This is a genomic window from Bacillus sp. AR13-1 (assembly GCF_008042285.1).
GTDB lineage: Bacteria > Bacillota > Bacilli > Bacillales > Bacillaceae_G > Bacillus_A > Bacillus_A mycoides.
In genome coordinates, this window is sequence record NZ_QNUA01000025.1 from 151,549 (window position 1) to 163,269 (window position 11,721).

Below are 11,721 nucleotides of genomic sequence, written 5' to 3' on the forward strand. Positions count from 1 at the left end.
TTTTAAAAATTCAAAATTACCTCATGAACAAAATGATCAAAATAAAGATTATGTTTCTAATGATGTTATTTCTTTAATTATTTACCATTCGAATTGAACCTTTTATTATAAATAAAAAACCTTTTATCTGAATTTTCGTTTTATATTGAAAGCGCAATCATTTTTTGAGGGGGAGATTACATGGTAGCATTACTTGGATTTGCAATGGTATTCGTCTTTATGTTTTTGATTATGACTAAACGTATGTCAGCCTTAGTAGCATTAATATTAATTCCAATTACTTTCGCATTAATTGGTGGCTTTTATGCCAATATGGGCCCGATGATGTTAGAAGGAATTCAAAAGCTAGCACCTACTGGTATTATGCTTATGTTCGCCATTTTATATTTCGGAATTATGATTGATAGCGGTTTATTCGATCCTGTTATTAGTAAAATTTTAAAATTTGTAAAAGGTGATCCTTTAAAAATTGTTGTTGGTACAGCTATTCTTACTATTATCGTTTCATTAGATGGTGACGGAACAACAACATATATGATTACAGTTTCCGCAATGTATCCACTATATAAACGTCTTGGAATGAATCCACTTATATTAGCTGGGGTTGTTATGTTAGGAGCAGGTGTGACAAATCTTACACCTTGGGGTGGACCAACTGCCCGGGTTATGAGTGCTCTTGGACTTGATGCCTCAGAACTCTTCACACCACTTATACCAGGAATGATTGCTGGTGCAATTTGGGTAGTTTTCGTTGCCTATTATCTTGGAAAAAAAGAAAGAAAACGTTTAGGAATTATGGATGTACAATATTTAAAACAAATGCAAACAATGGATGAGCAAGCTGCAACAGTAGAAGCTGCCGTGCATAAACGCCCTAAACTTCTATGGATTAACTTTTTATTGACCGCTACATTACTTGTCTGTCTCATACTAGAAATTATGCCGCTACCTGTTCTATTTACAGTCGCTTTTGCTATTGCCGTTATGATTAACTATCCAAACTTAGAGCAACAGAAAGAACGTATTGCTTCTCATGCTGGAAACGTATTAGCGGTTGTTTCTCTCGTCTTTGCTGCTGGAATTTTCACAGGTATTCTATCTGGAACAAAAATGGTAGATGCGATGGCTCAAAGTGTTGTTACTCTTATACCAGATGCACTTGGCCCACAGCTTCCAATTATTACAGCTTTACTAAGTATGCCGTTCACATTTTTCATGTCTAATGATGCTTTTTACTTCGGCGTATTACCTATTTTAACGAAAGCTGCTGCCGCTTACGGAATTAGTGCCGCAGAAATGGGACGTGCTTCGTTACTCGGTCAACCTGTTCACTTACTGAGTCCCCTCGTTGCTTCCACTTATTTATTAGTCGGAATGGCCAAGGTTGATTTTGGTGAACACCAACGATTTACTTTACTTTGGGCTGTTGGAACAACAATGGTTATGTTGATTACTGGAATTGTAATTGGAATTATTCCAATATAAGATGCAACTAGGAAAAACAGTAGAGGAAATGTAATCCTCTACTGTTTTTATTGTTGTGAAAGTCCCCTATGAAGAAACGCGGAAATACCTTCTTTCTGGTCTCCCCACACTTCCATATATAAGCTCCGCATGCACTTTCTTTCCAGAGATCAAATACTCTAAATAGCGCCTCGCAGTTGATCGGCTTACACCTACCATTGAACTTAGCATCTCTGCAGTAATTCCCTCCTCATTAACAGCTAACATATGCTTTTTTATTTTTGCTAACGTTAAAGGATCGATTCCTTTTGGCGCATATTCTATTGGATTTGCCTGCACCCCTCTTTGGGACCATAGATGTTCAATCTGTTCTGAAGATAATTGAGCATTTTTCTTTAACTTCGTAATCTTCTTTTGATAACCTTCTAAACTTGTTTTAAACCGATCAAATGTAAGTGGCTTTACAATATAATCTGTTACCCCGCCTCGTAAAGCATGCCACACTACATCCGTCTCTGATGCGGCTGTAATCATAATAATATCTGTATCATGCAAATTATGCCTAATATATGTGACGAGTTCTGTCCCTTGCATGTCAGGTAAATATACATCTAATAAAACGAGTTGTGGCTTTACAAACTCTAGCCATTCTTTCGCCTGTTCCCCAGTCGTTGCTGTTCCAATTACTTTAAACCCCTCAATTTTTTCAGTAAAACGACGATGAATTTCCGCAATCCGAATATCATCTTCTACAATCAATACTTCAATCCCCTCATTCATTACAATTCGCCTCTCTCTTTCGGTAATGCAATGATAAATAAAGCACCACCTAAATCCCCTTTTTCAATCGCAATACTTCCATTTAAATCTTCCACTAACTCTTTCACTTTCGCTAATCCATATCCACGTTTTTCGCCCGCCTTCGTCGAAAAACCTTTATAGAATATGCTTGTAATTATTTCATCATGAACACCTTGTCCTGAATCTTCCACTTCAATTAATATTTCTTCGCCAATGTCTGTTACAAACATTCTTACTTTCTTATTATGCTCGTGATTTCTTTCAATTGCTTCAAATGCATTCGTAATCAAATTCCCTAAAATAGAAACAACGTAATTACTCTCAATATGCGGACTTAACTCTTCTAAACTACTTTCCCGATCTAACATAAAATCAATCTTCAACTCTCGCGCCCTATTATAAAATCCAATTAAAATCCCACCTAACCATGGATTTTGAATTCGTTTCATAATAAATTGAACGAACTCTTGATATACTGCCGTTTCCTTATGAATAAGCTCTAAAGCATCTTCATAAGACTCTAATTGAATAAGACCTGAAAGCGTATACAATAAATTGTTATATTCGTGTGTTTGCGCCCGTAATGCCTCTGTATATTGCCGTGTTTGAGATAATTCCGCTGTTAATTGATCCATCTCAGATTTCAAGCGCAAGCTGGATACTACACCAGTTACTTTATTATTAACTTTAATAGGTAGGCGATTGGCAATAACATCCTGCCCCTTTATATTTAATTGGCGATCAAATTGTTCTTCTCCAGTTTGAAGTACATCCAGTATCGATGAATTAGGAATAACATCTAAAATAAATTTCCCTATTATATTTTGTTGTTTATCTAAAGAAAGGATATCGTATGCCGCTTGATTTACTAAACTAACCATACCATTTTTATCGATTACTACAATTCCTTCACGTACAGATTGAATAACTGTACTATGCTCCTCGTATAAAGATGAAATTTCTTCTGGCTCCATTCCAAACATCATCCGCTTAATACTTTTAGCTAAATATACAGAGCCAATTATCCCAATTAACAGACCTGTTATTGTAATCCAAAACACACGCTTTCCATACACTTCTATCGCTCCATGAATATCATCCATTGAAAAACCGACAGATACTACACCAATAATTTCATTATCCTGATTACGAATCGGGACTTTTCCGCGTAGTGAAGGCCCTAATGATCCCGTTGCTTTCGAAACATAAGATTCCCCTTCTAATAGAACCCCTTCATTATCTCCGCCAACCATTCTCTCTCCTATTTTATCTCGCTTAGGATGCGCATAACGAATACCATCTTTATTTCCAACTACAATAAAATCAGCATCTGTTTCGATTCGAATTTTTTCTGCAATTGGCTGAATAATAGAAGCTGGATTTTCTTTTTGAAAAGCTTCCCCGATTTCCGGTATAGCAGCAACTGTTTTCGCAACATACAGCGCTCTTTTTCCGATTTGGTCTTCTACTGTTTCAGATAATATGTAGTAAAATAAATAACTCGTTAACAGCAGTACAACAAGAATAAGTGTACTAATAGTTAATGTAATTCTCGGTTGCAGTTTCAATTTCTTCAATTTCAAAATCATTCCCCTAACATCAATGAAGATAGAATTTAAAGAAAATACAGTCTTTTGTTTTCGTATTTAATCATAACACGATTACTATATATTTCTTCACTTTATCTCATTACCGTTGCCATAAAAAAGAAACGAAGTAAAATGATTACCTCGTTTCTTAACACTTGCCTCTTATACTTTAAACTTGCCAATCATCCCTTGTAATTCTTCCGCCATTTGCGATAGATGAACTGCTGCTGCATTTATTTCATCTACTGAAGCTAATTGCTCTTCAGAAGAGCCCGCGATATTTTGGACGCTTGCTGCGTTTTCTTCAATCGTTGCTGCAATTTCATTAATAGATGCACTTACTTGTTTTGCATCTACCGTCATTTGCTTCGCTACTTCTACCATACTATCAATTTGTACTACTGTATCATTTGTAGATTTCAATATTTCTACAAAGCTTTTCTTCGTTTCATTTGCAACTACAAGCCCTGATTGTACCTCTGTCCCAACTTGATTCATAGAGCTTACTGTTTCTTTTATATCAAATTGTATCTCTTTCACTAGCTTATCAATTTCCGTAGAAGATTGTCCCGATTGTTCTGCTAATTTCCGTACTTCATCGGCTACAATTGCAAAACCTCTTCCTTGTTCCCCAGCTCTTGCAGCCTCAATTGCAGCATTTAATGCTAATAAGTTTGTCTGCTCTGCAATATGTTGAATCATTTCAAGGATTGCTCCAATTTGTTTCGACTTATCATCTAATAAAACAATGACTTTATCTGACTTTGAAACAGACTCATGAATTAATTGCATTTGATTCACAGTTTGCTCAACTAACTTTCCACCATCTTCAGCTTTTTTCTTCGTATACATAGAGGCTGTAGATACTAATGAAGAACTATCTGCAACACGCTGAACTCCTTCTGTAACTTCTTCTAATAATGTTGCTCCTTCTTCAACTTCTCTCGTTTGTATTTCAGCCCCACTCGATACTTGCTCTATCGCCTGTGTAATTTGTTCCGTTGCTTCACTTGTCTGCTTCATGCTAGCTGTTAATTCTTCTGAAGATGCTGCTACATGACTTGCTGAAATATTTATATTTGAAATGACATTATGTAATGATAATGCCATCTCATTAAAGCTTTCTCCTAACTGCCCAATTTCATCTTTAGAATGAACTGTAATTGATTCTGTTAAATCACCTTCACTAATTTTTTTCGATGATATTACAAGTTGTTTTAACGGTTTAATAATAGAAGCAATTATAAAGTAAATTAAAACCCCGCCGATCATTAATGAAATACCAATAACAGTTATCGTTTTATAGAAAATAGGCTCCGCCGCTTGAATAATTTCTTTTGAAGGCATAATTCCTGCTATTTTCCATCCAGTTTTCTTACTCGTTTTAAAAGTAATATTACGATCTTCACCATCTAATGAATAATGAAAATCACCAGCTTCCTGTTTATAAAATTCCTTACTAAGTTTCTCTTCTAATTTCTCTCCTGGCTTCAGTGTCGGGTGTGCGACTACATTTTTATCTTGATCAAATATCGCTACATACCCTTCCTTACCGATATTAACCATCTTAGAAGTAGTTACAATATCATTGATAATTAAATCAATCCCGAGAACACCACTTTTATCTTCGTTTTGTTTTGCTAGTGTAATAACAATATTCCCTGTCGTTTTTGACTTATATGGAGCAGTTACAATCACTTCTCCGCTTTTTTTCACTGCCTCTTTATACCAATCTCTTTCTGTAGGATTATATCCTTCGGGCATTTGAATAGCTGGTGATTGAATAAATTGTCCATTACTAGATCCTGTATAGATCGCTTCCATTTCTGGATGTAATTTATTATATTCTTCTAGTTTATTTTGGATGTTTTGAATTTGATCCGCTTGGTAACTTGATTGTGTAAATAATTTCGTAAAATAAGTTGCATCTACTTTTTTACTATCCAATTCCTTATTAATTACATTATCCAAAATTTTTATATTATCTTTCGCCGATTTTAAAATCGTTTCATTAAAATTTGTTTTCGCCTGCTGATAAGACGTCCAACCAATTACAATACTTGGAAGAATTAAAATAATAATAAATGACACAAGTAACTTTGTTTTTAAACTACTACTCCTTAATTTCCTTTGAAACATATTCCTACCCCTTCATACCGTTTTACATGCAATAACTTACGATTAATCTATTTATAAAAATTATAAGATGTAAATACGTTAATGAGACTCTTTATTTCTCCTTTACTCATCTTTCTAAATTTAAAAGATTATTGCATACATACTTCATTCTATAAAAATTTAATAATTAAAACAATGTATAAAAATGTATATTATTCGAAATATTATAATTCACAGAAGAACCTCTAGTATCCCACTTACTAGAGGTTCTTTCCATCTTACTATTCTTTAGTTTTTTCTACTTCTTTTTCCTTATCTTCTACTACAGATACAACAGGTTTATCATTTGCTAATTGTTGTACTGCCCCTTTTCCTGCAAACCCTTCTAATAACTCTTTTAAATCAATACCAGAAGAAGCTTTTAGTGTTTCCTGCATTGTTGCCATTAAATCAGTCGCATAGCCTGCAACCTTCCCCGCACCGCTATTCTTACCACCGCCGCCTGTATCAACAACTGTAATTTTATCAATATTGCTAAGTGGACTTGCAATTTCTTTCGCATAACTTGGAAGCATTTTTAGAACCATATCCATAATTGCCGCTTGCCCATATAATTCAAATGCTTCTGCAATTTTTTGTTTCGCTTCTGCTTCTGCTAAACCTTTTAACCTAATAACATCTGCTTCCGCTGTACCTTGCGCTTTTTGTACTTCCGCTTTCGCTTGACCTTGCGCTTTTTCAATTTCTGCTTTTGCTAAACCTTCTACACGTACTTCTTCTGCACGTGCTCTTGCTTCTGCTTCAATTTTATATTGATCCGCATCTGCTTTTTTCATTTGTTTTACTTTTTCCGCTTCGGCTGATTGTTCAACAGCATAGCGATCTGCATCTGCCTTTTTCTTTACTTCTGCATCGTATTGCTTTTCACGACGCGCAATCTCTTTTTCTTCTAACTCAATTTGCTTTTCACGCTCAATGATTTTAACTCGCATTTGCTCTTCTGTAACACCTTGTTGCGCTTTCGCTTGTTGTAATTCGTAAGAAAGATCTGCATCTGCACGAGCTTGTTCTTGGTCTCTCTTATAAGATTGTACTTTTAATTCCTTATGTTTTTCAGCTTCAGCGATTTGTGCATCACGCTGGTACTCTGCTTCTTTCGCTTCTTTCTCAGCACGAGCTTTTTCAATTCGTGCCTCTTTTTCACGCTCTGCATTCGCAACTGTTGCATCACGCTTAACCATTGCAATTTGCGGCTGACCAAGTGCATCTAAGTAGCCGTTTTTATCCATTATTTCTTTAATTGTAAAGGAAACGATACGAAGACCCATCTTCTTCAGATCAGTAGAAGCTACTTCATGTACCTTTTGTGCGAATTGCTCTCTATTACTATACGCATCTTCTACTGTCATAGAAGATAAAATAGCACGTAAATGCCCTTCTAAAACTTCTTTTGCTTCTATTTTCAACTCTTCTGTTTCTTTTCCTAAATATTGTTCAGCCGCTGTAGAAACTTCTTCAATTGTCGATCCTACTTTAATAATAGAAACACCGTTTACTGTAATCGGTACACCCTGCTTCGTATACGTATCACGTGTACCAACTTCTAATTTGTAGTTTAGTAAGCTAAGAGGTTCTCCCCTTTGCATAATTGGAACTACAAAAGTACCGCCACCGCGAATAATCTTAATCTTCTTTCCGTCATCAGTGATAACAACATTCTTTCCACCACCAAGCCAGTTCCCTGTCACAATTAATGCTTCATCTGGGCCAACTGTTCGATACTTCGTAATGAATACTAAAATAAGTAGAATTAAAATTGCGAGTAAAACTCCACCGATAATTAATGGAATCGTCATGTAAATTCCCCCTTATAATTTTGGTTTTTTTAAAGAATAAGCGATGTTCTGTACAAGTAAAACACCATCTTGAACTCCCTCAATAATGACCTCGGTTCCTTGTGAAATATCTTTCTTTCCAATTGTTTTCGCTGGTATTGCATTACTTCCAAATGGAGAGGAGATTAACACTTCTCCAAATCCTTCTGTAGGAATTGTCGTAATGACTTCTCCCTTGCGACCAATGAATTCATCCATACGTTGCACCGTATTTTGTTCTGCTTCTGCAATCGGTTTTAAAATTAATATTTTCATTATGAAAACACCGATAAAGGATATAGCAAATGAGCCACCAAAAATAATAATGCTATTAAAGGAAAATAAATATTCTCCTATATAACTAAATCCACATAACATTGCAAAAAAACTAAGTAATAAAGTTAAAATGGATACAGATCCTCCACCAAAGCTAAATATTGATTCAAATATATCTCCAAAGAAGATATAAATGACAGTAAGTATAGTTGCAATTATAAATCCGTATAAATAAATTGTTTCAAGTGGATAACCAAACAAGACCATTTCTTATCCCCCTTTCTTAAACAATCCCTTTTTTGTTATGTGTATGCCCCACCTCTTTCAAAAATCATTAATCTTAATTTTCAGTTATTTACTTTTTAAAGAAAAACCTATAGACAGGTCTCTAAAAAAGAACAGGAGAAACCTATTGTGACAGGCTCCTCCTAGTAAATAACCGATATATTGTATATCTATATAATATACTATTTTCCACAAAAAGTAAAGTTAAACATACATTGGAAAAGCACTTATTTTACTGATAATGCGTACGCTCCATCGCCATTATCATATTTATATACATACAAGTAATACTTACCTGGTTTTGCATTAAATTTTGCTTCTATATGATTTCCATTAGCTTGACCGTAAGCTGCGTAATTTTGCATATTTGATTCATGGTGAAGTACCCATGTCATCCCGATTCCATGCTCATTTAAAACAGAAATATCGATATCTTTCGCTGATGCCACATTAAATGTATAAACATCGGTGTGATCCCCGCCGATAAGGCTACCTTTTATAGTAGTATTTAGCCCGATACGATTTGCTTCTTCTGGACGATTATTTGGTTCTGATTCTGTTACACTTCCATCTTTAATTGTAACAGTTGTTTCGCTTCTACTCTCTTTTCCTTTATCATCTTTTACTACTAACGCTACTTTATAAGTTCCTTCTCTTTCATATGCATGTACTGGATTAACTTCTTTACTTGTTCTTCCATCCCCGAAGTCCCATAAATAAGAAACGATTTTTCCATCTTCATCGTTTGATCCATCACTTTTGAATTGAATTCCTTCTTTTACAAGCCCGTTATAAGGTCCGTTTACATTAACCGTCGGGGCTTTATTTTCTCCGTCATCTTTTGCGATACCGTGGAAAACTACATCATATTCAAATTGATTAGAGCTATTCACACGGTAATTGACGAAATATGCTGTAACCGTTTTGTAGCCACTCCATTCTTTTTGCGTCAATTGTTCTAAAGTCTCATTTACTCTTTTACTCATTGCTTTCCAGTCTTCTGACTCACCTTTTGTTACACTACCTGTAAACGTGCCTTCTAATGTAAATGTATTAAAGAATTGAGATGTATGCTTTGTCATTTTTGTATCTTTCATAGACAACGTTTCACTAATTTCTTTCTTCACTTCTGTTAATGCTTTTGGTGCATGTTCAGCTAAATAATCATCTGCTACTTCCGGCACATTGTACTTATCTTGATTATCAATTAACTGCTGCATATACTCTTGATACTCTTTATTTAACTTAGAATCTTTACTTAAAGTCTCACGATACGTATCATAATTTCCCACATCATTCGCACGAATTAAATCTTGAATTTTATCAAACGTTTCAAATTGATGAGTATATAAGTAAGACTGCAATGCGAACGAGTAGTTATAGAAATCCCAAGAACCATATTTAGCAAATAGTGTACGCTCTGCTGTATAACGGCTTGCAGGATCAGATGATAATCCACTAATGATGCTCTTTCTTGGTACAACGTTATTTGTACGAGTAGATCCTGCGAAAAATTCTGCATTCCCTTCTTGGAACCAAGTTAATCTTTCATTTTGATACATATCTCCTCTTCCAAATAAACCGGGAACTTCATATCTCCCTTGAAGATAATGAGTAAACTCATGACGGAATAACTCTTCTAAACTATAAATACTTTGCTCTGGCGTACGCTCATATGTAAAGAATGTCCCTGTCTCTTCAATATAAATTCCACCGTTGTTTGTTTCATATCCATACAATTGTCTATTTAACTGGTATTCGTCTGGAGTATTATAGATTACTATCGTTAATACGTCGTCTGCATTACCTTGTTCTAAAGCTTTGTCATTTCCGATCACACGGTGATATTGCGCTTTTACTTCCTTCGCAGCCCAATATAATCTCTTAATTTTTTCTTCTGACACTTTATCCCCAGTTTTAAATACAATAGATCCATCATCGAATGTATACGTTTTTGGTAAGTATTGCTCTTTTCCTTCTTTACGTATCTTCTCTAAATCTACCGTATTCCCGCTATAATCTTTCCCATTATAGTTTGTTGTAATTTGTTCTACTGCAACAAAATACGACTCACTTAAACGCGGGTACATATGCATTGCCTGTGTAACAACTTCTAATCCTTTATTTGGATTACTATGAAACTTACCTAAACGACTAGCAAAATAAATTCCATTATTAACGAGCCACTTATTTTCTGGTGTTACTTGATTTAAAAGAGCAATACGATTTATTTCATTAATAAACCCATCTACTTTTCCATACCACATCGTTTCATTCGCTTCTTTACGAGCCTCATTTAAGTAAGACTGTATATCATAATCAATGCCTTGCATCATATCGTATACAGCTTGTCCCTTCATACGATCGTCTACATATGCATTAAAATTATCATTATATTGTTTTAAAATATTCGATGCGTATTGCACCGTTTCAACATCACTTGATGCATTACTAATTAATTTTCCGTATGCAGATACGACTGTATCTTGCTCATTTGTTCCAAGCTTAAAGTTGGGATTTTTCGCAATAGCTTTTAACGCTGGTAAACATTTGTCCTGGAAGCTTCTTTCATTTAAGTCGCTTAATTCATTATTATAAAATGCAAGATAAAAAGCTGAACGTAACACTTCAGTAAACGTTTGAATTCCTTTTGAATCATCTTTCGTAAATGTACTACCTCTATGAGCTAATTCGTCTATAATTACTTGCATTTTTCCGTTATCTTTATAAAAGGCTTTTGCATCTTCATTAAACTGGAATAAGTCTGTAATTTGGTGCCACTTAATACTGCCTAACGTTTCAATTAATTCTTGATCATTCATTTTGTTTAAATCAGCCATTGAATAGCTTTCTTTAGCTTGCTTTACTGCCGAGTTCTTCGTAATAGATGCTGGTCGCTGTGAAAAATCTCCTACTTTTAAACGTTCTTGAAATGATAATGTTTCCTCGGCTTTAGAAGCGTGTCCGATCTCATCTACTGGTTTTTCAATTCCAACTGGTTTCGAATGCAATACATTATACGGTACCTTTTCTTCTGCTGATACATTCGTTTGAATTGCTCCGAGCGATAGCGCCATTGTACTAATACTAAGCAACACTTTATTGATCTTTGATTTCTTGTTCATATTATTGCCCCCCTATTTATATATTCCATTCAAAAAATTAACATATTATCTGGATAAAATGATATAAAATGCAATATTTCATATTATTTCTTCATACATTTTGAACATATAGTGAACGAAAGGGACTTACAGTTTCCGCTACAGTTGCTCCATTATTTAAGCAATCGAAACATCCTCGTATTAATATCC

General features: G+C 34.8%; 7 protein-coding genes and 1 pseudogene. 1 reads left to right on the forward strand and 7 read right to left on the reverse strand.

Annotation, left to right across the window (positions count from 1 at the left end; genetic code table 11):
- Nucleotides 1-180 precede the first annotated feature (180 nt).
- A complete protein-coding gene (locus DN408_RS19475; protein WP_078178081.1) occupies nucleotides 181-1,485 on the forward strand; it encodes a CitMHS family transporter in 1,305 nt (434 codons plus the stop codon).
- A gap of 66 nt (nucleotides 1,486-1,551) precedes the next feature.
- Here DN408_RS19475 and DN408_RS19480 read toward each other — a convergent pair whose 3' ends face one another.
- The 7 genes and pseudogenes from DN408_RS19480 to colA all read right to left on the reverse strand — a co-directional run bounded on the left by DN408_RS19480 (nucleotide 1,552) and on the right by colA (nucleotide 11,532).
- Nucleotides 1,552-2,244, reverse strand: coding sequence for a response regulator (locus DN408_RS19480; protein ID WP_002169202.1), 693 nt, complete (start codon nucleotides 2,242-2,244; stop codon nucleotides 1,552-1,554).
- Nucleotides 2,244-3,854, reverse strand: a complete 1,611-nt coding sequence (locus tag DN408_RS19485) for an ATP-binding protein (protein WP_003187227.1) — start codon at nucleotides 3,852-3,854, stop codon at nucleotides 2,244-2,246. Before DN408_RS19485 ends, DN408_RS19480 begins: the two co-directional genes overlap by 1 nt.
- Before the next feature lie 162 nt (nucleotides 3,855-4,016).
- Nucleotides 4,017-4,964, reverse strand: coding sequence for a methyl-accepting chemotaxis protein (locus DN408_RS32530; protein WP_370458395.1), 948 nt, complete (start codon nucleotides 4,962-4,964; stop codon nucleotides 4,017-4,019).
- Nucleotides 4,959-5,993, reverse strand: a pseudogene (locus DN408_RS32535) (HAMP domain-containing protein); the annotation flags it as partial. The gene DN408_RS32530 and the pseudogene DN408_RS32535, both read right to left, overlap by 6 nt.
- Before the next feature lie 260 nt (nucleotides 5,994-6,253).
- On the reverse strand, nucleotides 6,254-7,828 hold the full coding sequence (locus tag DN408_RS19495) for a flotillin family protein (RefSeq protein ID WP_002169205.1): 1,575 nt from the start codon (nucleotides 7,826-7,828) through the stop codon (nucleotides 6,254-6,256).
- Nucleotides 7,829-7,840: 12 nt separating this feature from the next.
- On the reverse strand, nucleotides 7,841-8,389 hold the full coding sequence (locus DN408_RS19500) for an NfeD family protein (RefSeq protein WP_078178083.1): 549 nt from the start codon (nucleotides 8,387-8,389) through the stop codon (nucleotides 7,841-7,843).
- A 245-nt stretch (nucleotides 8,390-8,634) separates the two neighbouring features.
- Nucleotides 8,635-11,532 carry a collagenase ColA gene (gene colA / locus DN408_RS19505; RefSeq protein WP_078178084.1) on the reverse strand — a complete coding sequence of 966 codons (2,898 nt, stop codon included), beginning with the start codon at nucleotides 11,530-11,532 and terminating at the stop codon, nucleotides 8,635-8,637.
- Nucleotides 11,533-11,721 lie beyond the last annotated feature (189 nt).

What these genes read in the sequence shown, in the direction of transcription:
- DN408_RS19475 (WP_078178081.1), top strand. Translation starts at nt 181, where the DNA reads ATGGTAGCATTACTTGGATTTGCAATGGTATTCGTCTTTATGTTTTTG.
- DN408_RS19480 (WP_002169202.1), bottom strand. Translation starts at nt 2,244, where the DNA reads ATGAATGAGGGGATTGAAGTATTGATTGTAGAAGATGATATTCGGATT.
- DN408_RS19485 (WP_003187227.1), bottom strand. Translation starts at nt 3,854, where the DNA reads ATGATTTTGAAATTGAAGAAATTGAAACTGCAACCGAGAATTACATTA.
- DN408_RS32530 (WP_370458395.1), bottom strand. Translation starts at nt 4,964, where the DNA reads ATGGCATTATCATTACATAATGTCATTTCAAATATAAATATTTCAGCA.
- DN408_RS19495 (WP_002169205.1), bottom strand. Translation starts at nt 7,828, where the DNA reads ATGACGATTCCATTAATTATCGGTGGAGTTTTACTCGCAATTTTAATT.
- DN408_RS19500 (WP_078178083.1), bottom strand. Translation starts at nt 8,389, where the DNA reads ATGGTCTTGTTTGGTTATCCACTTGAAACAATTTATTTATACGGATTT.
- colA (WP_078178084.1), bottom strand. Translation starts at nt 11,532, where the DNA reads ATGAACAAGAAATCAAAGATCAATAAAGTGTTGCTTAGTATTAGTACA.